The organism is Pedobacter planticolens (assembly GCF_014172375.1).
In the GTDB taxonomy this organism is placed as follows: domain Bacteria; phylum Bacteroidota; class Bacteroidia; order Sphingobacteriales; family Sphingobacteriaceae; genus Pedobacter; species Pedobacter planticolens.
This window is the reverse complement of sequence record NZ_WNXD01000002.1, coordinates 1,655,733-1,676,687: the sequence shown is the minus strand read 5'-3', so window position 1 is coordinate 1,676,687 and position 20,955 is coordinate 1,655,733. Positions and strand designations below refer to the sequence as shown.

Sequence of the window (20,955 nt, the reverse complement as noted above, 5' to 3'; positions counted from 1 at the left end):
AGTGGATAACATATTGTTTCAAAATCTCTTTGAAAAACAAATACAACAGCTATAAAAATCGGGTTTTCATTGTATATTTAATTTGATTTATCTCATATTATGACTTACGATTACATTATTATTGGCGCTGGTAGTGCTGGCTGCGTATTAGCCAATCGTCTTTCTGCCAATTCATCAAATAAAGTATTGTTAATTGAAGCTGGAGGAAAGGATAAAAAACTGGAAATCCATATCCCGGGAGGTTACTCTAAATTACATAAAAGCAATGTAGATTGGGGAGGTTATTGGACAGAACCACAAGAACATGCTTTAGGTAGAAAAATTTATTTACCCAGAGGGAAAGTATTAGGTGGATGCAGTTCTACCAATGCAATGGCTTATGTGCGTGGCGATAAACACGATTATAATGATTGGGCTGCGCTAGGTAATAAAGGTTGGAGTTACGATGAGGTTTTGCCTTATTTCAAGAAATCGGAGCATAACGAAGATATTCATAACACCTACCACGGTCAAAATGGTGAGTTAAATGTAAGTTTTGCAAAGCAATTTAAAACACCATTTGCTACTGCTTTTGTAAATGCTTGTCAGGAAGTTGGTTTTGCTAAAAACGATGATTATAATGGCGAAAATATAGAAGGTGCTGGCTTTTTTCAATTTAATATAAAAAATGGAAAGAGAAATAGTGCAGCTGTAGTTTTTTTAAAACCTGCCCTTAGCCGAAGTAATTTAACGGTGCTTACCCATACACATACTAAAAAAGTAATTGTAAAAAATGGTAAAGCGATAGGCATTGAAATACTAACTGGCAAAAATGCTACACAAGAAATCTTTGCCAATAAAGAGGTTATCCTTTCTGCTGGTGCATTCGCATCTCCACAATTATTAATGCTTTCGGGCATTGGCGATAAAGAAGAATTGAACCGTTTCGGAATAGAATGCATGCAGCATTTACCTGGTGTTGGTAAGAATTTACAAGATCATTTGTTTTTCGCAGTAAGTGCTTTAGCAACGGTTAAAGAAGGGCAAAATCATCACATTAAACCTTTAAATCAAGTACTAGATATTGCAAATTACCTACTTTTTAAAAAAGGCGCATTAACTATCGGACCGTTAGAAGCAGTAGCTTTTGGCAGCACTTCGATAAATCCAGATCGAGTAGATTATCAATTTCAGTTTACAGCAGCTCATGTTGGCGGTGAATATTTGACTGATGTATATAATTTAAAATCATTTCCCGTAAATGAAGATGGTTTCACTATTTTACCTACTTTATTACGACCAAAAAGCAGAGGTTATTTAACTTTACGAAGTAATAACCCACTTGATTTTCCAGTTATACAGCCTAATTTTTTAAGTGATGAACACGATAAAAAAGTAATGGTAGAAGCTGCTAAAAAAGCGATAGAAGTTTTGCAAGCACAAGCATTTTCTCCATATCGAAAGCAGATCATTTGTCCGCCAGATTTTAGTAGTGACGAAGCTATTTTACTGCACATTCAAAAAATTATGGAAACCGTTTATCACCCTGTGGGCACCTGCAAAATGGGAAATGATGAAATGGCAGTTGTAGATGAGCAGTTACGCGTTAAAGGTATTTCAAATTTACGCGTGGTTGATGCTTCAATAATGCCAACTATTGTATCGGGTAATACTAATGCACCTGTATATATGATTGCAGAAAAAGCTGCGGATATGATATTAACAACCTAACTCAATTGCTCAGTCAGCAATACCATTTCAATATGTGGAGAATGTTTTTCGTATAAAATCGCATATACAGCACGACTGATTGGCATATGTACTTTGTATTTTTGATTGATATAGTGCATGCAATTTGCTGCATAATAACCTTCAGCAACCATATTCATTTCTAATTGAGCAGATTTAACCGTGTACCCCTTCCCTATCATATTACCAAAAGTACGATTGCGGCTAAATTGTGAATAGGCAGTTACGAGTAAATCGCCCAAATAAGCAGACTCTTTAATATCTCTATCTATTGGATGCACAGCATCTACAAAATCTTTTATTTCTTTTATCGCGTTAGAAATTAATACGGCTTGAAAATTATCGCCATATCCCAACCCATGACAAATACCACTTGCTACCGCATAAATATTTTTAAGCACCGCAGCGTATTCTGTTCCAAAAATATCATCAGATACATTGGTTTTGATATATCTAGTATTTAAAAGCTTGGCAAAGCGATCTGCCAAATCCACATCTACACTTGCAATGGTTAAATAAGATAATTTCTCTAACGCAACTTCTTCGGCATGGCATGGGCCGCTAATTACCAAAATATCTGTTAGGGGAACATTGTATTTTTGATTGATAAACTCTCCAATGATTTGATTTTCATCAGGCACGATACCTTTAATTGCTGAAATAATCTTCTTCCCTTTTAAATCTGCAGGGCTTACATCTTTCAGGGTTTCCTTTAAAAAAGCTGCTGGAACATTTAGAATTAGGTAATCTGCAGCTGCAATAATAGAACGAATATCTGCCGAAATATTTCCTTCGGGCACTTTAATTTCTACGGAGCTTAAATAATTAGGGTTGTGTTTAAACGCCTTAATATGCGCTATTGCTTCTTCATTACGCATCCACCAAAAAATCTCTTTCTCAGTTAAATTATCCGACAACATTTTAATAATCGCGGTAGCCCAACTTCCGCCACCAATCATTGCAATTTTAGGTATCATAATTTATTAAGGTTAAGAATAAGGGTAAATACTTATGCTCAAAACTAGCTGCAAAGGCAAAAGGTTTAAAATAAACGCCATCTGAGCATTTATTTTAAACCTTACCTAAGCGTCAAAAATACTTAATTAATATGATTTTGGATATTACTTTTTCTTCTCAGTACTAAACAGCTTATCCTTAGTTGTTTTCTCTACTTTCATGCCGTCTTTTAACTTGTTTTGAATAGCAGAGTATGGACCAGAAATAATTTCTTGACCATCTTTTAGTCCTGTTTTAACAATTATAAATTGATCATTCTGAATACCGGTTGTTACTTCCGCTTGTTTAACTGTTGAAGTTTTGCTATCAAATAAATACACAAACTGTTTTACTTTTTTATCAGTCAATTTAGTTTTTTGTTTATCCTGATTTTGATCGTTTCCAGCATTTGCCATTGGATCAGTTGATTTATCTTTATCACTAGTAAATACAGACTGAATTGGAACCGCTAATGCTGTTACCGATTCGCTTTCAATATCAACCGTTGCCGATAAACCTGGTCTAAATGGAGATGGCAAATCTTTTGCGCCACCTTTAACTGTGCTATATGAATCTGCAATTAAACGAACTTTTACAGAGAAGTTAGTTACTTGATCTACTGAACTTGTAGCCGTACCCACGCTTGTTGATGAACTTGCAATTTCGGTAACAATACCTTTAAATTTCTTATCTGCAAAGGCATCAATTTCAACTGAAGCACTATCGCCTACATTTACACGGTTAATATCATTCTCATTTACATCCACGTTTACTTCCATGGTTGTTAAATTAGAAATACGCATAATTTCGGTACCTGCCATTTGCGAAGTTCCTAAAATACGATCTCCTAATTCGATAGACAATTTAGAAACCACACCATCAACTGGGGCATAAATAGTTGTTTTAGCTAAGTTTGCACCTGCTTCTTTCACATTTGCACCATTTTGCTCTAATCCGAATTTTGCACCAGTAACATTTTCTTTTGCGCTAGCTAAATTTGCTTTTGCAGTTAAATAAGCTGCTTTTGCTGCATCAAATTCTGAAACTGAAATTACTTTTTTATTGTACAACTCTACATTACGTTTGTAAGTAGCTTCTGCATTTACAAAATTTGCTTGTGTTTGTATTAACTGTTGTTGAGAAGATGCCACGCTTGCTTTTTGAGAATTATAAGAAGCAACCGCTCTTTCATAACCAGATTGTAAAACGTCTGGTCTAACTTTACAAAGTAATTGACCTTTCTTAACTACATCACCTTCTTTAACCAAAAGTTCGGTAACCTCTCCAGAAACTTCAGAACTTAATTTAACTTCTGTTTCTGGTTGTATTTTTCCACTAGCGGTTACTGTTTCTACTACTTTTTTCTCGCCTGCTTTTTCTACAGTTACCTTTTCAATTTGTTCGCCACCAATAAGGCCAGTAAATTTTGCAACTAATAACAGTACCAGTAGTACACCAACGCCAATTAAAATGTGTTTAAGTTTCATAATTATGTATAAGTATTATTTATTATTCTTTATTAAAATACAATTTGTTTACCCAAATAGTAGTCAATCACTTTAGCTCTAAATATTAAATCATATTTAGCTTGTATCATATCTATTTCTGCCTTGTTTTTGTTCGTTAAAGCAGTGCTATAATCTAACGAATTTACTAAACCCACGTTATAACGTTGTTCAATTACATAATAAGCATCTTTTTGCGCTGTAAATGCATTTGTTGTAGAAGAATAACGGCCTTCTGCTGCTTTTAAATCGGCAACTGCTTGAGAAATAACTTTACTTAAATTGTTTTTAGTTAACTGCTCTTGAACTTGCGTATTTTGATAGTTAATTTTTGCTTTTCTAACAGCCGAACGAGCAGAAAAACCATTGAAAATTGGAATTTGCAAACTTAAACCAATAGATTGATTAAAGTTATCTTGAATTTGACTTTTAAATTTTTGATTAGCATAAAGGGTGGTAAAATTTGGTATAACTACAGCTTCGTTAGTTATAGCCGTTCTTCCAATTTCTCTTGTTCCGTTTGGCGTAGATGAAATTAACTCTTGTCTACCACTCGAATAGTTTGAGCCAAGTCCTGCACCCAAAGACAATCTTGGTGAGTAATTTGCTTTTGCTAGATCAATTCCTTTTGCAGCGGCTGCAGTTCTTAAAGCTGCCAATTTAATATCTGGAAACGTATTCACTGCACTACTATAAATTTCATTGATATCATAATTGTTCTTTGCCGCAACATTATCGTTAACCAAAGGAGCCTGAACTTCAAATTTAGAATTCGAAGGCATTTCCATTAGTTGATTTAAGTTTAAGTAAGATATTGACAAATTATTTTGTGCATTAGTTACATTTAATTCGGCCGTAGCTACCTGAGATTTGGCTTGAGAAACATCTGCTAAAGTTTTATTTCCAGCATCAAGCAATGCTTGTTCTCTATTTAATGTTTGTTTAGCAACTGTTAATTGCTGATCAGATGCTGCTAATAAATCTTTATTATACAGAATTTGCATATAAGAGGTAACAACCGATAAAATTAGATCGTTTTTAATTTTATCAACGTTAGTTTTATCTGCATCAAGTAGGATCTTATTTTGTCTTATTTGATTAAGCTTTGCAAAACCTTGAAATAAATCAGCACCAGCAGAAAGACTACCACTTGCAGAAGAAAACTGTTGACTGATATATTGATTTGTTGATGGATCTATACTTCGACCAAAGTTTTTATTATAGTTTGCACTTCCATTTAACGTTGGATATAATGCATTTTTAGATTGGCGCAAGTTTTCATCACTTAAAGCTGTGCTAAATTCCGCTTGCTTAACTTGTAAATTATTTTTTAGCGTATTTTCCACCGCCTGTTGTATAGTAATTACTTCTTGCGCAAAGCTTTTCTGGCTAAATCCAGTTATAACTAAAGATAAAATAAATGTAAGCTTGGTTAAAAAGCTAAAATTGGCAACTTGTTTCATAAAAATTAGTTTCACAATAATAAATAAACAATTAATTGATTTTTTAAATTTCTTAAGTGCAACCTAAATATTACTTTTGGGTATGTACCTAGTTAAATCTCCACTTTTACTCAAATGGTTCTATCCATCTTTAACATGGAACAAATCCCGCTCGGAAAAAATTGTTTATTTAACCTTTGACGATGGACCCATACCCAATGTTACAGACTTTGTATTAAATACTTTAAAAGACTTTAATATAAAAGCCACTTTCTTTTGTATTGGAGATAATATCACTAAACATCCAACTGTTTTTGAGCGATTAAAAAATGAAGGCCATGCTATCGGCAACCATACCTTTAATCACCTAAAAGGATGGAAAACAGACGACGAAACCTACATCAACAACGTTCTAAAATGCCAACAACTTACACAAACCAACTTATTTCGTCCACCTTACGGAAGAATTAAGAAAAGCCAGATAAAAAGTCTAAAGTCCAAAGTCCAAAGTCTAAAGTCAAACGCACACGACTCAAGGCTAGCGACTACTGAATCAGGACTTGAAATCGTCATGTGGGATGTACTTAGCGGCGATTTTGACCTCAATCTCTCTCCAGAAAAATGTTACCAGAACGTTATCAAACATACTCAAAATGGCTCTATTATCGTTTTTCACGATAGTTTAAAAGCCTTCGATCGTTTACACTATACCCTTCCAAAAGTATTAAAATATTTAAGCGAAAAAGGTTACCAGTTTGGCATACTTTAACGAATGCCTATCTACGAAGTTTATGCCAAAAGCATAATCACTTATTATCATCCTCAATTTCAGTAGTTTAACTTTATAACAAACTAATCTACTGTTCGTAAATGCACAAAACTGTTCAATAGCGAACATTATTCTTGTAAGCTGAAGAGTTTAGCTTTTCGTATTCTTAAATCAGCAATATTATTATACCTTAGTTATAAAAACCAAATCACTTTATGACTAAAACAGCTTTCATATTAACTTCTTTATTTATTGGTATCCATTGTTTAAGTACCAATGCAATTGCACAAGAAAAAGAATTAGAGATTAAAACCAAAATCAATACTGACAGAAGTGTAAACTTTACTGTTGAAAAACGTTCGCCAGGGACCTATACAGTGGTATTAAATTTCAGAGATTTAAGCAACGCAACAACTATGGGCGAACCCATTTATAAAATAAAAACCAACAACAATTTCTTAACGCTAACCCCTATTAATAAAGACCAAAGTATTGGCTATTCATACAGCTACAGTTATATAAGAGGTGAACTAAAGCCAAAGTTTAATGCGTTATTCCTATACACCATACCTTATGCCAACGGTAAAAAAGTAAGGGTAGCAGAATCTAGTTTTGTTAATGCCACTTACTTTGGCGCTACAACTCCCGAAGACTGGAAAGCATATCGTTTTTATACAGAAAAAGCCGATACTGTTACAGCCATAAGAAAAGGAACTGTAGTTAGTGTTTCCGATTTATATGATGAAGACAATAAGGAAGTTAAATATACCAGCAAAGTAAACGTTGTAATTGTAGAACACGCGGATGGATCTTTAGCAACCTACAGAGGATTTAAAAAAGGTATTTTTGTGAAAGAAGGACAAACTATATTTCCTAGTACAGCTTTGGGCATAAATAGTATTACTAACGAGAGATATGGCATTTCTTTAATGCTTACCTACCTAAAATCTGCCGATTTTGAAAGTACTAAAAATGTAAAGGAAGCTAGAAGTCTGTACGGTTTTATTACCCCTTATTTTTGTACTGTTGAGAATTTAAATGGCCTTTTAAACACACAACAATACTATACTGCTGTAGTTACACCTGAAATTATTCAAAAAGAGATGACCAAAAGAGAAATTAAGAATTTGGAGAAGAAATAGAGATTTGTAGTATGAAAATTTATATAATCTCATAGTTTTTAACACTTTGCAACTCTCAATAGTAGCACAGTCGTTTGTTCAATAAACTGGATTGAAGCGGAAATCCTTTTTTGTTATACTGAGCGTAGTTGAAGTACAAAAAAGATTGTAGCAGAAAGCCCGATTAACCTTAATTTTAGTACTGAAATTGCTTTTCAAAAACCTGTTTAAGTACATCAATTCTTTTGCGTTTGCTCATTCATTCTTAACTTCAATTATTTAGAATAATCCTAAATAATATTAGGAGATAGAGATGATACCATTAAGCCTATTTTTTTTGTAAATTCGCTACCAATTAATACGAATAGATTACCTTTAAACCAAGTTATCAATGGCTTTTGATATAGAAATGATCAAAAAGGTGTATGCAAACTTTAGCAGTCGTGTAGATGCGGCTCGCAAAGTAGTTGGTAGACCTTTAACGCTTTCAGAAAAAATATTATACACACACCTTTGGGATGGTAATGCAAATACAGCATTTACCCGTGGCACCGATTATGTAGATTTCGCACCAGATAGAGTTGCTATGCAAGATGCGACGGCGCAAATGGCGTTGTTACAGTTTATGCAAGCTGGTCGCCCGCAAGTTGCTGTTCCTTCTACAGTACATTGCGATCACTTAATTACTGCTAAAAATGGTGCTGCTATAGATTTACCTCATGCCAATACAGAAAGTAAAGAGGTTTTCGATTTCTTAGCTTCTGTTTCTAACAAATATGGTATTGGTTTTTGGAAACCAGGCGCTGGTATTATTCACCAAGTGGTATTAGAAAACTATGCTTTCCCAGGTGGGATGATGATTGGAACCGATAGCCATACTGTAAATGCAGGTGGTTTAGGAATGGTTGCTATTGGTGTTGGTGGTGCTGATGCGTGCGATGTAATGGCAGGTTTACCTTGGGAGCTTAAATTCCCTAAGTTAATTGGTGTTAAATTAACTGGTAAGTTAAACGGCTGGACTTCTGCTAAGGATGTAATTTTAAAAGTGGCTGGTATTTTAACTGTTAAAGGTGGCACTGGTGCTATTGTAGAATATTTTGGCGATGGCGCTGAAAACTTAAGCTGTACTGGTAAAGGAACTATTTGTAACATGGGCGCAGAAATTGGCGCTACTACGTCTACTTTTGGTTACGATAAGAGCATGGAGCGCTATTTACGTGCTACCAACCGTGCTGATGTTGCTGATGCAGCGAATAAAATTGCTGAACATTTAACTGGTGATGCTGAAGTATATGCAGAACCTGAAAAATATTTTGATCAATTAATAGAAATTAATTTAGATGAATTAGAACCATATATCAATGGTCCTTTTACACCAGATTTGGCTACACCTATTTCTCAAATGAAAGAAGTAGCCGCAGCAAACGGTTGGCCATTAAAAGTTGAATGGGGCTTAATTGGTTCTTGTACAAATTCAAGTTACGAAGATTTATCTCGTGCTGCATCTATAGCTAAACAAGCTGTTGATAAAGGTTTGGGTATTAAGGCCGAGTTTGGTATTAATCCTGGTTCTGAGCAAGTACGTTATACTGCAAATCGCGATGGTTTATTAGGAACTTTTGAAGATTTGAATGCTACAATTTTCACTAATGCTTGCGGTCCGTGTATTGGAATGTGGGATAGGGTTGGTGCAGAAAAAGCAGAGAAAAATACAATCGTTCACTCGTTTAACAGAAACTTTGCGAAACGTGCCGATGGTAATCCAAATACTTATGCTTTCGTAACTTCTCCAGAAATTGTTGCTGCTATTGCGATAGCTGGTAATTTAGGTTTCAATCCGCTAACGGATACCTTAACAAACGATAAAGGTGAGCAAGTAAAGTTAGATCCACCAGTTGGTGATGAATTACCAGTAAATGGATATGCTGTTGAAGATGCAGGTTTCCAAGCTCCAGCTGCAGATGGTACTGGCGTACAGGTTTTGGTTTCTCCAACTTCACACCGTTTACAATTATTAGATCCATTTACACCTTGGGAAGGCACTGACCTTAAAGGCTTAAAATTATTAATTAAAGCTAAAGGGAAATGTACTACCGATCATATTTCTATGGCTGGGCCTTGGTTAAAATTCCGTGGTCACTTGGATAATATCTCTAACAACATGTTAATTGGTGCAGTTAACTTCTTTAATGATAAAACTGATACCGTTAAAAATGAATTAACTGGCGAATACGGTCCAGTACCAGCAACTCAACGTGCTTACAAAGCTGCAGGCTTAGGTTCTGTGGTTGTAGGTGATGAGAATTATGGCGAAGGTTCATCTCGTGAGCATGCCGCTATGGAACCTCGTCATTTAGGCGTTCGTGCTGTATTGGTAAAATCATTTGCTCGTATTCACGAAACTAACTTGAAGAAACAAGGGATGTTAGGTTTAACTTTCGCAGATAAAAATGATTACGATAAAATTCGTGAAGATGATACCTTAGATATTGTTGGTTTAACAACATTTGCACCTAATGTTCCTTTACAAATCGTTTTACATCATGCAGATGGAACTAACGAAACAATTATTGTTAATCATAGTTACAATGCGCAACAAATCGAATGGTTTAAAGCCGGTGGCGCATTAAATATCATCAGAAAAGAAGCTGCTGCTAGATTGTAGTAGTTGATAAGCTATTCATAAAATGAAAGTCCCGTTTGGTGTAAAAACCTAACGGGATTTTTTATTTAAACTCATGCCCACAATTATAGCAGTGGTAGCAATTATTCGCCTTAAAAGGATACACAAATAATATAATAGACAATATAGTAACCCACCAACTAAATCTATTTTTAGTGGCTTGACCATAACTCACATTATCAGAGCCACAACTATCGCAAATTACTTTGTCTTCGGTTGGTATTTCATTATCAACTTCGATATTATTTTCCTCTTCGGCCAGTAATTCATTAATACGAGTTACATCTCTTTCAAAAACATTCAACTTTACACCGCCAATTGCCTGATTATATAAAGGTTGGATAGTAGCAACATTTTCATCCGTTAAGAAACAAGGGATATCACTATCTTCTAATCTCCCTTTCACAATATTTGCTTCAATAGGATTATAATAAGTACGATAAACGATTATTTTGTCTTCCATTTTATTGTTTTATAATCCATCCAAAGCTGCATCCTCAGCCAATAATTTATCAATAGCTGCTACTTCATTTTCAAAAACATGTAGTTGCACACCACTTACAGAAATATCAAAAACAGGATAAACTAATGCCGTATTTTCTCCCGTTAGGAAACAATTAAACCCAGCATCTTTTATTCGGGTTAACACAATATTAGCCTCCATTGGGTTTTCAAAAGTCTTATACACTACAATTTTATCTTCCATGGAACAAAGCTAGTAAACAAATTTTGGTTTACCATTAATGCATTCTACTCCTATTGGTTGCATAACTAGTGAACAATCCGATATTACACCCCATTTAACATTAAATGCTTTTTGCTTTTGTGTATATAATGCAACTTTTTCTAGGAATGATTTTTCATCAATTTTTACTGAATAGACCACATATCCACTAGCTCCGCCACAGGCCTTAGAACCAATAGCTACGAATTTCCAATCTACGGCTTGATCGCAAATCAATTGATTAGACATTTTATCAATCTCATTTTTTAGAACTCTCATTTCTTGTTCATCTTCAGATCTAGCATTGTATAAGTCTTTTTCCTCACAACCACTTATCAATAAAAATATATACACAACCAAAAAGATCTTTAGTAAATTATTACCCATAAAACATAGTCTAGCTTGATACTTTAAATAATACTAAAAATAGAATATTTTAAACTTATTTAGTTAAAAACTGTTGCCACCACAAACCAGAGTCCTTAATAGTTCGCTCTTGCGTTTTAAAATCAGTGTATACTAGACCAAAACGAGCGTCATACCCTTCTGCCCACTCAAAATTATCCATCAATGTCCAAGCCATGTAACCTGTAATATTTACCCCTTCATTTTTCGCTTTAAGTACGGCAGCTAAATACAATTTAAAATAAGCAATTCGTTCTTCATCATGTACATGCCCAGCTACCAATTTATCTTTAAAAGCAGCCCCATTCTCTGTAATCATTATGTTTTTAACCTTCGGATACGCAGCAAACTGTTTAATGATGTGATAAAAACTATCCGCATTAATTTCCCAGCCCATAGACGTATGAGGTTTCTTACGATTTTTCGCCTTTACTTCCCAAGCCTGTATTACTGGTATAAACGCATTGTATTTTATCACCAAAGGGAAATAGTTTTGCAAGCCGATATAGTCAAAATCAAAAGTCATTCTTTCGGTATATCGCCATAAAGAGTGACTAACAGCAAATTTCTCCAACACATCCCACCCTGCGGTCGGAAAGCCCATACCTAGAGTTGGCTCAATAAATAAACGGTTCATTAAACAATCTACACGTTTAGAAGCCAACAAATCTGATGCACTTTGTGTGTAAGGAATAATCTCTGAGCAAGAAAATGTAGTGCCAATACTTGCATTTGGTATTTCGGCTCTTAAAATTCTACCTCCATCCGCTTGCGCAATAGCAGTGTGTTTTGCCGCAGCAAAAAAATTAGTTACACCACTTTCGCCGGGGGCATGTATGCCTAGCATATACCCTAAGGATGTAAACCCAAAAGGTTCATTAATTACAATCCAGTTTTTAACCTTATCGCCATAGGTTTTAGCACATAGTGATACAAATGCATTAAAATCGGCATTAATGCTAAAAGCCATCCAGCCACCATTTTTAGCCAAGGCTTCGGGCAAATCCCAATGGTATAAAGTAACGTAAGGAACAATGTCTTGTCGTAAACATTCGTCTATCACATGGTGATAAAATTGTATTCCTTCTGGGTTAATTACGCCTTTACCTAGTGGTAAAATACGCGACCATGAGATAGAGAAGCGGAAAACTTTAAAACCTAATGTTTTAACTAATGCAATATCTGCTGCATAGCGATGATAGAAATCGCAGGCTATTTCTGGTGTACGACCGCCTTTAGTCTTTCCATTTCGTTTGCTAAATGTATCCCAAATAGATGCTCCTCTTCCATAAGTGTTTGCTGCGCCTTCAATTTGAGTGGCGGCAGTTGCAACTCCCCATAAAAAATCATCACCAAAATCTTTAGCTACTAACATATTCATTTGCTTAAAACCTCGCTAAGGTCTAACATTGTTGTTAAGTTAATATTAACAATTGCGAATAACAACCAAAAATTATTAATAAGTCAAAAACATAAATATATTGCTTCAAAACAATTAGGTAAATTTGATTTTGTAGCTTTAAACAAAATATTATCCATTGAAAATAACATTAATAGCTGTTGGTAAAACTGAAGACAAGTACCTAATTGAGGGGATTGAGAAATATTTAAATAGATTGAAGCATTATATCAACTTTACTATTTTAATTATCCCGGATATTAAGAAAACTAAAAACTTAACAGAAGCACAGCAAAAAAATAAGGAGGCTGAGTTTATCTCCAAACAACTAAATCCCACAGATGTGGTTGTATTATTAGATGAAAAAGGCAAAAAACACAGCTCGGTTTCTTTTGCTACTTATTTAAACAAGCAAATGATTGGAAGTGTACAAAACTTAGTTTTTATAATTGGCGGTCCTTATGGTTTTGATGAAAGCATTTATAAACGTGCTAATAGTAGTGTTTCGCTTTCGGACATGACGTTTTCTCACCAAATGGTGCGGTTGTTTTTTGTAGAACAGTTATACAGAGCTTTTACTATTTTAAAGAATGAACCTTATCATCATGCGTAAATTAATACTTGCAGTTGTAGCTTTATTTATTTGTGTTAGTGTTAAAGCTCAAAACTTGGACCCTGTTAATAGTATTGATTATTTTAACTTGGGAATTGACAAGCACACACAAAAAGATTATGCTGGCGCAATAGATGCTTATACTAAATCTATTGAAATAGACTCTACTAATTGGCGTAGTTATTTTAATAGAGGTTTAACAAAAAAAGATTTAAACAACCATAAAGGAGCAATAGCTGATTTTACTGCTGCAATAAAGATAGATACGGCAAATGAGCTGCTCTATTTTGTTAGAGGGATGAGCAAATATGTTTTAAAAGACTTTAATGGAGCTATTGCAGATATGACTAAATCTATCCGTATAAAAGATAGTTATCATTCGGCTTATTTGGTTAGGGGTAATGCTTATAAAGATTTAAATAAATTTAAAGAGGCTATTTTAGATTATAATAAGGCTATAAAAATAGATCCCACTTTTGAAGAACCTTACTTTCAGCGAGGGATTTTACGTGGTTATCAAAAAGATTTTGTTGGAGCCATTGCTGATTTCTCTAAGGCGATAGAGATTAACCCTTCTAATGAAAACTCTTATGCGAATAGAGGTTTGGCAAGGATAAGTGTTAATCAAAAAGAGAGTGCTTGTGCAGATTTTAAGAAAGCAGTAGCTTTAGGCAACAAAAATGCTAAACAGATGCTTGCTACTTATTGCAGGTAATATTATTTATGGAAAACATCTACGTTTTTCATCATTATAAAAAGGAGAAATTATTATGTTACCAAGTGATTATAAACGGAAATATAGGTTTAGAACTGATACTTCTAAAGAGAAAAAATACATGAATATTGCTATTATTGTTTCGGTGATTATAATAATGGTATTGTGGTATTTGATTAATTAAGGTATTTGTTGATGGCTGATAGTCAAAGATTATTAACCATTTACTCATAAAAAAACACCAACCTTTTTAAGGATTGGTGTTTTTTCTTATGTATCAAGACTATGGTCTATAAACCATAAGCTAATTAAACTCCTTTTTTGCTAGTCATGCTTGCCTTTTTAGCTGGCGCTGATGATTTTGCAGTTGGTGCTTTTGCATTAGATGGTTTAGCTTTTAGTGCAACTTTAGGTTTCACATCCAATTTATCATCTGATTTTGCGCCTTCTACTTCTGTGCTTGGAGCTGCTTCAGTAAACAAAGGCATATCTTTTAATAAGTGATACCAAGTTAAAATTTTCTTCATATCAGAAGTGTAAACTTTCTCTTGATCATGACCTGGCGCAACTTCTAAAAAGAAATTCTTTAATGCTGTACCATCAGCCTTAGCATCTGGCACCGAGCCTTTTGCTGCAGTAATGTTGGCTAAAACATCTATTAATTTCAATTCTTCATCTTCACCATAAATGGTTATATCTTCTAAAGAAGCTAATTTGGTTGTAGAAATATTAGCCACAATTTTTAATTTTTGTGCATCTAAACTTTCTAAAACATAACCCGCTTTATTTTGTCCAACAAGTTTAAATAAACCTGGTCTGCCAGATACGGCTACAATTCCTCTTAAATTCATATTTTTTTGAGATATGAGATAGGAGATATGAGAAGTGAGAAATACTATCTCAAATCTAATGTCTCAAATCTAGTGTCTATTTTAATCTGCTAATACTTCTATCGATAAAATCTTATCGCCTTGTCTAATATCGTCAACAATATCTACATTTTCTACCACCTTACCAAAAACGGTATGTACGCGGTCTAAATGAGCAGTGTTTGCTCTGCTATGGCAGATGAAAAATTGAGATCCCCCTGTATTTCTTCCAGCGTGAGCCATAGATAATACACCGCGATCGTGAAATTGGTTTTCGCCATCTAATTCACAGTCAATTTTATAACCAGGACCACCAGTACCAGCCATACCTGTTGCACCATCTTTTGAGTTAGGGCAACCGCCTTGAACCACAAAATTAGGGATCACACGGTGAAATGCGATTCCGTCATAAAAGCCTTCGTTGGCTAATTTTTTAAAATTGGCAACTGCTTTAGGAGCATCTTTTTCATAGAACTCAACAGTCATGTCGCCTTTTTCAGTTTTTATTATTGCTTTACTCATTGTATATTTTTTTGTTGGAGGGCAAATTTAGTAAATTGAAACGAAAGCGATAACTAATACGGTATAAATCCTGTCAAGAAATTAGAAATCTATATGAAAATACTGTATTTTAACGTTTATTCAGCATAATAATTTTAGAATAGTCTTCAAAAAATATACATTCGTATGAACGTCAAGTTATGATTCTGAAAAAATATATTTTCTTATTTATCATTCTCCTTTTTTCTGTTGTTGCAAAGGCATCATCTATATTAATTTATATGGATGAAAATCAGAAAAACCATTTAAAGGCTTATGGAATTGCTTATTGGAGCATAAAACAACAAGCAGAAGTAGATTGGCTTTTAAATTATAGAGGTGGTAGTTTTTTAGTGAAATACGTAAAAGCTGTTGAGGATGAATGTAAAATTCGAGGTGTTTCTTATGAGATTTTAGCCGATGGAAAAGTGAATGCGATTTTAAATGAAATCAATAATCCGGATGTGAATATGGAAATGGTAAAGTTGGAGAAAACTCCGAAAATTGCCGTTTATTCGCCAAAAAGCAAACTACCTTGGGATGATGCGGTAACGTTGGTATTAACATATGCCGAAATTCCGTACGATATTATTTACGATGATGAGGTTTTAAAAGATAAATTAACAGGCTATGATTGGTTGCATTTACATCATGAAGATTTCACTGGTCAGTATGGACGTTTTTGGGCGTCATTTAGAAATGCAACTTGGTACAGGGAAGATGTAAAAAATCAAGAAGCAGCTGCTAAAAGAAATGGTTTTAAAAAGGTTTCTGAAATGAAATTAGCAGTTGCCAAACGTATTAAAGAGTTTTGCGCTGGCGGCGGATTTTTGTTTGCCATGTGTTCTGGCACTGATAGTTTTGACATTGCACTTGCTGCTGAAGGGGTTGATATTGCAGAAAGCATGTTTGATGGCGATGGTACGGATGCCAATGCTCAATCTAAACTTAATTATAATAATAGCGTAGCGTTTAAGGATTTTAAGATAGATATGAACCCTGAGCGTTACGAGTTCTCGGATATTGATGTTACACAAACTCGCAATTTTACTGAGAGTAATGATTACTTCACTTTGTTTGATTTTTCTGCAAAGTGGGATTTAGTGCCTACGATGCTTACGCAAGATCATGATAAAGTGATTAAGGGTTTTATGGGACAGACTACTGCTTTTAGAAAGAGTTTAGTAAAGCCTAGTATTACTGTTTTGGGAGAGAATAAGGGTGGTAATGAGGTGCGCTATTTGCATGGTGAAATTGGCAAAGGGCAGTTTACTTTTTATGGTGGCCATGATCCGGAAGATTACCAGCATCAAGTTAACGACCCTCCTACGGATTTAAGTTTGCATCCAAACTCTCCGGGTTATCGGTTAATTCTGAATAATGTTTTGTTTCCGGCGGCTAAGAAGAAACCTCAGAAGACTTAGAAACTTAGTCTTGAGTCCTCAGTCTTGAGTCTCAGGTATACTCAAGACTATTGACTTTAGACTAATGACTCCCTTAATCTAATCGTAAAAATTCCAGCTTACACCAAATTTCAATAACCGATCTGGCATTGGATAACGGTTTACCGTGTAAAAACCGTTACTAAATAAGCTTTGGTTTGCGTAGTCGTATTTAAGGAATAAATTTGCTCTACGTAGACCTGCTTTTATCCAAACATCAACCACTGGTTTAGAACCAAAGGTGATATTATCTCCGTTATAAAACTGACTTGCCGCTGGAGAATATGAACTGGCGAGATAAGGAGTATTGTATCTAATATCGAAGCCAATTTGTGTTTTAAGTGCTTTAAAAAAGGTTTGTTCTTTATAAATACTATTAAAGGTGTAAACTTCTGGGGTTCTTAATGTGTTTTTGCTGTCTGTTTTTTGATAAACCACGTAAGCATCTAAATGCCAAGATTTATAGCTGAATTTTTTTCCCAAACTAACCTGTAATAAATTAATGTCACCACTTGCTTGAGCTGGTCTAATTTTGTTAAGTGTATCTGGTACATTTTCAAAATACAGATAGTTTGTAATTAAATAATAAGAAGCAGAGGCATCTAGTTTAAGCTGCTCATTTATATAATTGAAAGATAAGTTTGCCGTTTTAGTACGATCGAAATTTGTATTTTTCCATTGGTAATGGTTTCCGTAATAACGGTTATAAATTTCTTCTGGAGATTTATTTTGTAAATACGCTCCTAAAACAATTCGTCCTGCTTTTTTACTTAATAGCAAGTTACTTTTAGCTTCGTACAAGAAATCTCCGGTGTTTTCTCCCTGAAAAATTTGTTGTACATCTAAATTGAAATCAACTCTGTTACTAAAGCGATACCCCAAATTACCCAATAAACTAATATTTTGGAATGCATTTGTGTGTTTGTAGAAATTGGTTTTATCTTCCAATATACCATACTGTGCATAGTCGTAAAAATCGTGACGAATACCTACGTCTATTTTTAATTCGTTTTTAATGAGTGAATTACCTTTTGCTCTTAAAAAGAAACTATAAATAAATTCATTTTGAATGTGTTTAACATTGGTTGAATCATTGGTAAATACTGAATCAGCAACTCCGCGAGGTAAAACTTTATAGGCATCAATTTCATCCTTTTTAAAAGAATAAGAGCTGTTGGTATAGGTTAATGTATGTGTTATTTTATTGGTAGGTAAAATACTTTGCGAAGTGCTTTTACCTGTACTATCTATTCGGCCAACAAAATAGCTTTGCCTTAACATAAAAGAATTTTTTCTCCAAAGCTGTTTGGCCGAGCTTAAGCGAACAGATTCTGCTTGTTTATCAACTAATGTTGTACCAGTAGTCTCTGTAAAGATATTTTCCTTTACAATTGAACCGTTTTCTTGTGCTTTTAAGGTATTAAATACTCCATCGACCCATAAATTATAGCGTTTATTTGGCGATTGATACCAAGTGAAAATTGCCGCATTTAAATCGTCACCACGTTGGTGAGTATAAAATCCGTTTGCTCCTATCCTATTAAAATTAGCGCCAAAATTCCAATTCTTTTTAATGTTTTGCGAATGCGTAAGTTTTAAAACTTGTTCTTTATCTGATCCATTTACATAATATAGACTGGTAAAAGGTGTACGAGCTTGGTAAAACTTAACGTCTTCGTGATTTAAGATATAAAAATCTAAAGCGTGAAAACCAGCATCAAATCCAATTGTTTTTAAGGGTTCGAATAACAAAGACCTTGCTGCTAAACCCATAACTCCTGTGCCAACTGTTGGGCGACGAGGTTGAGCCAACACACTAAAATTTTGTATACCCGTTAATCCTGTATCTATTGGCAGTGTTTGAATACTATCTTTAGTTAGTTTATGTGTGGTGTATCGAATATATTTAGCACTAAAAACTACCGAATCGGTGCCACCTTCTTCTTTTTTCCGTAAAGAATCCAATTCCTTGTTATTGTTCACATTTATTTTTAAATCTTGCGCAAATGCATTTGCAAAGCATAAGATTAAGTAACAAAAAAGAATGGATGCAACTATTTTTCGCATTATAAATTAGAGATAAGCTGGCTAAGAATACGGGTCATTTTTGGTTCTGCTTGTGCAGCAGTTTCTAAAATCTCTTCTAAATTAAAGGGTTGTAAATCTTCTGGGAAACCTTCGTCTGTTAAAACAGAAATTGCAAAAACTGGTAAGCTCATGTGGTTTGCAACAATTACTTCCGGAACGGTACTCATTCCTACTGCGTCGCCACCAATTATTCGTAAATAGTTGTATTCAGCTTTTGTTTCTAAATTTGGTCCAGTTACTGCAACATACACACCTTGATGGCAGGTAATTTTTTCTGCTTCCGCAATTTTTAATCCTTGTGCAATTAAATTACGATTATATGGTTGGCTCATATCTGGAAAACGTGGTCCTAAATCAGAATCATTAATCCCGCGAAGCGGACTTTCATGTTGCAGGTTAATGTGATCATTGATAATCATTAAATCGCCTTTTTTGAAATCTTTGTTTAACGAGCCCGCAGCATTTGAAACAAATAAATGTTTAATGCCTAATGCTTTTAAAACCCGAATTGGAAAAGTGATTTGTTGCATCGAATAACCTTCGTAATAATGCAATCTGCCTTGCATGGCTACTACTTTTTTACCTTTTAAGGTTCCGAAAATTAATTTCCCTGAGTGAAATTCTAAGGTAGAAATTGGGAAATTAGGAATACTAGAATACATAATGCTATGAACTACCTCAATATCCTTAACCAAGCCGCCAAGGCCTGTACCTAATACAATTCCTACTTCTGGCTCAAACCCTGCTATTTTTCCTTTTAGGTATTCAACGGATTCTTTTAGTACTTGCAACATAATCTAGTATATTTTTATCAAAGGTGAATTTATCTTTTGTGGCCAATTCTATTTCAATTGGCAGGTAGTATATTGGCAAATTTAACAGTAAATCTTTTAAATTATCACCTAATAAACGTTGACTATCTTTTTCTGTTGTAATTATAATTTTTTCTTTGGCAGGATGTTCTTTAAACGCCTTTATGAGCTCATTAATATTTTGTTGTGTAAAATCATGATGATCTGGGTATTCAAAAGAATGAATATGTTGCGAAAACTGATTTAGATAAGTTAATAGCGGCTTTGGATTTGCAATTCCTGTAATTAAGAAAATTTCAAATGAAGCGATATCTGATTTAATTTCCTTGGTAAATAAATGTGTTAACTCTCCATACTTAATAGATGAAAAAGAAAGTCGTTGATCTAATTCTGTATCAATTTTTCTCCGAACTTCTACTTGATCTACCATATTTACAGGCTTGGGGCTTTTTGTAATTAACACTGCATTTGCCCTATTGTAATTATTTAATGGTTCTCTTAAATTCCCCATTGGGAGAAGAAATTGCATCTTCATTAATTTATCAAACTCAAATAGCAAAATATTAAAACCAGCTTTTACAGCTCTATGTTGGTAAGCATCATCCAATAAAATCACATCGTGATTATCTTTTAATAAATTAATTCCATTCACTCTATCCTCACAAACTGCAACTGTAATACTTGGGAATTTTTGGAAGTATTGCATGGGTTCATCACCTATGGTTTTCGCAGTTGAATTTTTATCCGCAAGTAAAAAACCCTTTGTTTCGCGACCATAACCACGACTTAAAATCGCGATTTTATAGTCGGCCAAAAGCCTAACTATATATTCTGTTGTAGGAGTTTTGCCAGCACCACCAACCACTAAATTTCCAATACAAATTACAGGCAAATCGAACTTTGTAGATTTGAAAATACCCCAATCGTATAGTTTATTCCTTAATAGGATGACAAAACCATAAATTATAGCAAATGGAAACAGAAAAAGGCGTAAATAGTTCATCATGTTCGATTTCAAAAATACAGATAATTTAAAAAACAAAAGCAAGACTTTAGAACTATACAAAATCGGTCTATTTTCTGTTAATATTTTTGACCTATAAC

General features: G+C 34.2%; 19 protein-coding genes. 7 read left to right on the top strand and 12 right to left on the bottom strand.

Going from position 1 to position 20,955, the window contains the following annotated elements:
• Positions 1–99: 99 nt before the first annotated feature.
• Positions 100–1,710, top strand: a complete 1,611-nt coding sequence (locus GM921_RS16200) for a GMC family oxidoreductase (RefSeq protein WP_182923671.1) — start codon at positions 100–102, stop codon at positions 1,708–1,710.
• On the opposite strand, the gene GM921_RS16195 is transcribed toward GM921_RS16200, so the two are convergent.
• The 3 genes from GM921_RS16195 to GM921_RS16185 all read right to left on the bottom strand — a co-directional run bounded on the left by GM921_RS16195 (position 1,707) and on the right by GM921_RS16185 (position 5,692).
• Complete coding sequence (locus GM921_RS16195; protein ID WP_182923670.1) at positions 1,707–2,705, bottom strand: NAD(P)H-dependent glycerol-3-phosphate dehydrogenase; 999 nt, start codon at positions 2,703–2,705, stop codon at positions 1,707–1,709. The genes GM921_RS16200 and GM921_RS16195 overlap by 4 nt on opposite strands.
• Positions 2,706–2,849: 144 nt before the next feature.
• Entirely contained in the window at positions 2,850–4,211 is a 1,362-nt protein-coding gene (locus tag GM921_RS16190; protein WP_182923669.1) for an efflux RND transporter periplasmic adaptor subunit, read from the bottom strand.
• A 32-nt stretch (positions 4,212–4,243) separates the two neighbouring features.
• Positions 4,244–5,692, bottom strand: coding sequence for a TolC family protein (locus tag GM921_RS16185; RefSeq protein WP_182923668.1), 1,449 nt, complete (start codon positions 5,690–5,692; stop codon positions 4,244–4,246).
• Between the two features lie 82 nt (positions 5,693–5,774).
• On the opposite strand from GM921_RS16185, the gene GM921_RS16180 reads away from it, so the two are divergent.
• The 3 genes from GM921_RS16180 (at position 5,775) to GM921_RS16170 (ending at position 10,226) form a co-directional block, all read left to right on the top strand.
• Positions 5,775–6,440, top strand: coding sequence for a polysaccharide deacetylase family protein (locus tag GM921_RS16180; RefSeq protein ID WP_182923667.1), 666 nt, complete (start codon positions 5,775–5,777; stop codon positions 6,438–6,440).
• A gap of 215 nt (positions 6,441–6,655) precedes the next feature.
• Positions 6,656–7,582, top strand: coding sequence for a M23 family metallopeptidase (locus GM921_RS16175; RefSeq protein WP_182923666.1), 927 nt, complete (start codon positions 6,656–6,658; stop codon positions 7,580–7,582).
• Between the two features lie 370 nt (positions 7,583–7,952).
• Complete coding sequence (locus tag GM921_RS16170; protein WP_182923665.1) at positions 7,953–10,226, top strand: aconitate hydratase; 2,274 nt, start codon at positions 7,953–7,955, stop codon at positions 10,224–10,226.
• Between the two features lie 61 nt (positions 10,227–10,287).
• Here GM921_RS16170 and GM921_RS16165 read toward each other — a convergent pair whose 3' ends face one another.
• The 4 genes from GM921_RS16165 to GM921_RS16150 are packed head-to-tail and all read right to left on the bottom strand — an operon-like array spanning position 10,288 to position 12,754.
• A complete protein-coding gene (locus tag GM921_RS16165; protein WP_182923664.1) occupies positions 10,288–10,707 on the bottom strand; it encodes a putative signal transducing protein in 420 nt (139 codons plus the stop codon).
• A 9-nt stretch (positions 10,708–10,716) separates the two neighbouring features.
• Positions 10,717–10,950: a putative signal transducing protein gene (locus GM921_RS16160; RefSeq protein ID WP_182923663.1), complete on the bottom strand. Its 234-nt coding sequence runs from the start codon at positions 10,948–10,950 to the stop codon at positions 10,717–10,719.
• 9 nt (positions 10,951–10,959) lie between these two features.
• A complete protein-coding gene (locus GM921_RS16155) occupies positions 10,960–11,355 on the bottom strand; it encodes a hypothetical protein (RefSeq protein ID WP_182923662.1) in 396 nt (131 codons plus the stop codon).
• A gap of 55 nt (positions 11,356–11,410) precedes the next feature.
• The gene (locus tag GM921_RS16150) at positions 11,411–12,754 is read right to left on the bottom strand and encodes a GH1 family beta-glucosidase (protein ID WP_317170989.1); all 1,344 of its coding nucleotides are present in this window, start codon (positions 12,752–12,754) and stop codon (positions 11,411–11,413) included.
• A gap of 157 nt (positions 12,755–12,911) precedes the next feature.
• Between GM921_RS16150 and rlmH the strand changes: the two genes are divergently transcribed.
• The gene (gene rlmH, locus GM921_RS16145) at positions 12,912–13,385 is read left to right on the top strand and encodes a 23S rRNA (pseudouridine(1915)-N(3))-methyltransferase RlmH (protein ID WP_182923660.1); all 474 of its coding nucleotides are present in this window, start codon (positions 12,912–12,914) and stop codon (positions 13,383–13,385) included.
• Positions 13,378–14,100: a tetratricopeptide repeat protein gene (locus GM921_RS16140; RefSeq protein ID WP_182923659.1), complete on the top strand. Its 723-nt coding sequence runs from the start codon at positions 13,378–13,380 to the stop codon at positions 14,098–14,100. Before rlmH ends, GM921_RS16140 begins: the two co-directional genes overlap by 8 nt.
• 308 nt (positions 14,101–14,408) lie before the next feature.
• Here the strand turns inward: GM921_RS16140 and GM921_RS16135 are convergent, their stop codons facing one another.
• Together GM921_RS16135 and GM921_RS16130 are read right to left on the bottom strand one after the other, a co-directional pair.
• On the bottom strand, positions 14,409–14,951 hold the full coding sequence (locus GM921_RS16135) for a DUF5606 family protein (RefSeq protein WP_182923657.1): 543 nt from the start codon (positions 14,949–14,951) through the stop codon (positions 14,409–14,411).
• An 81-nt stretch (positions 14,952–15,032) separates the two neighbouring features.
• Positions 15,033–15,491 carry a peptidylprolyl isomerase gene (locus GM921_RS16130; RefSeq protein WP_182923655.1) on the bottom strand — a complete coding sequence of 153 codons (459 nt, stop codon included), beginning with the start codon at positions 15,489–15,491 and terminating at the stop codon, positions 15,033–15,035.
• A gap of 179 nt (positions 15,492–15,670) precedes the next feature.
• Between GM921_RS16130 and GM921_RS16125 the strand changes: the two genes are divergently transcribed.
• Complete coding sequence (locus GM921_RS16125) at positions 15,671–16,933, top strand: asparagine synthetase B (RefSeq protein WP_182923654.1); 1,263 nt, start codon at positions 15,671–15,673, stop codon at positions 16,931–16,933.
• A gap of 78 nt (positions 16,934–17,011) precedes the next feature.
• Here GM921_RS16125 and GM921_RS16120 read toward each other — a convergent pair whose 3' ends face one another.
• From GM921_RS16120 to lpxK, 3 genes are read right to left on the bottom strand one after another with little or no spacing between them, the layout of a single operon-like run.
• A complete protein-coding gene (locus tag GM921_RS16120) occupies positions 17,012–19,018 on the bottom strand; it encodes a putative porin (protein ID WP_182923653.1) in 2,007 nt (668 codons plus the stop codon).
• On the bottom strand, positions 19,018–19,833 hold the full coding sequence (locus GM921_RS16115) for a purine-nucleoside phosphorylase (RefSeq protein ID WP_182923651.1): 816 nt from the start codon (positions 19,831–19,833) through the stop codon (positions 19,018–19,020). The genes GM921_RS16120 and GM921_RS16115 overlap by 1 nt, the downstream gene beginning before the upstream one ends.
• Positions 19,805–20,857 carry a tetraacyldisaccharide 4'-kinase gene (gene lpxK / locus GM921_RS16110; protein WP_182923649.1) on the bottom strand — a complete coding sequence of 351 codons (1,053 nt, stop codon included), beginning with the start codon at positions 20,855–20,857 and terminating at the stop codon, positions 19,805–19,807. Before lpxK ends, GM921_RS16115 begins: the two co-directional genes overlap by 29 nt.
• Positions 20,858–20,955: the final 98 nt, after the last annotated feature.

Coding starts and splice junctions, on each gene's coding strand:
- GM921_RS16200 (WP_182923671.1), top strand. CDS start 100: ATGACTTACGATTACATTATTATTGGCGCTGGTAGTGCTGGCTGCGTA.
- GM921_RS16195 (WP_182923670.1), bottom strand. CDS start 2,705: ATGATACCTAAAATTGCAATGATTGGTGGCGGAAGTTGGGCTACCGCG.
- GM921_RS16190 (WP_182923669.1), bottom strand. CDS start 4,211: ATGAAACTTAAACACATTTTAATTGGCGTTGGTGTACTACTGGTACTG.
- GM921_RS16185 (WP_182923668.1), bottom strand. CDS start 5,692: ATGAAACAAGTTGCCAATTTTAGCTTTTTAACCAAGCTTACATTTATT.
- GM921_RS16180 (WP_182923667.1), top strand. CDS start 5,775: ATGTACCTAGTTAAATCTCCACTTTTACTCAAATGGTTCTATCCATCT.
- GM921_RS16175 (WP_182923666.1), top strand. CDS start 6,656: ATGACTAAAACAGCTTTCATATTAACTTCTTTATTTATTGGTATCCAT.
- GM921_RS16170 (WP_182923665.1), top strand. CDS start 7,953: ATGGCTTTTGATATAGAAATGATCAAAAAGGTGTATGCAAACTTTAGC.
- GM921_RS16165 (WP_182923664.1), bottom strand. CDS start 10,707: ATGGAAGACAAAATAATCGTTTATCGTACTTATTATAATCCTATTGAA.
- GM921_RS16160 (WP_182923663.1), bottom strand. CDS start 10,950: ATGGAAGATAAAATTGTAGTGTATAAGACTTTTGAAAACCCAATGGAG.
- GM921_RS16155 (WP_182923662.1), bottom strand. CDS start 11,355: ATGGGTAATAATTTACTAAAGATCTTTTTGGTTGTGTATATATTTTTA.
- GM921_RS16150 (WP_317170989.1), bottom strand. CDS start 12,754: ATGAATATGTTAGTAGCTAAAGATTTTGGTGATGATTTTTTATGGGGA.
- GM921_RS16140 (WP_182923659.1), top strand. CDS start 13,378: ATGCGTAAATTAATACTTGCAGTTGTAGCTTTATTTATTTGTGTTAGT.
- GM921_RS16135 (WP_182923657.1), bottom strand. CDS start 14,951: ATGAATTTAAGAGGAATTGTAGCCGTATCTGGCAGACCAGGTTTATTT.
- GM921_RS16130 (WP_182923655.1), bottom strand. CDS start 15,491: ATGAGTAAAGCAATAATAAAAACTGAAAAAGGCGACATGACTGTTGAG.
- GM921_RS16125 (WP_182923654.1), top strand. CDS start 15,671: ATGATTCTGAAAAAATATATTTTCTTATTTATCATTCTCCTTTTTTCT.
- GM921_RS16120 (WP_182923653.1), bottom strand. CDS start 19,018: ATGCGAAAAATAGTTGCATCCATTCTTTTTTGTTACTTAATCTTATGC.
- GM921_RS16115 (WP_182923651.1), bottom strand. CDS start 19,833: ATGTTGCAAGTACTAAAAGAATCCGTTGAATACCTAAAAGGAAAAATA.
- lpxK (WP_182923649.1), bottom strand. CDS start 20,857: ATGATGAACTATTTACGCCTTTTTCTGTTTCCATTTGCTATAATTTAT.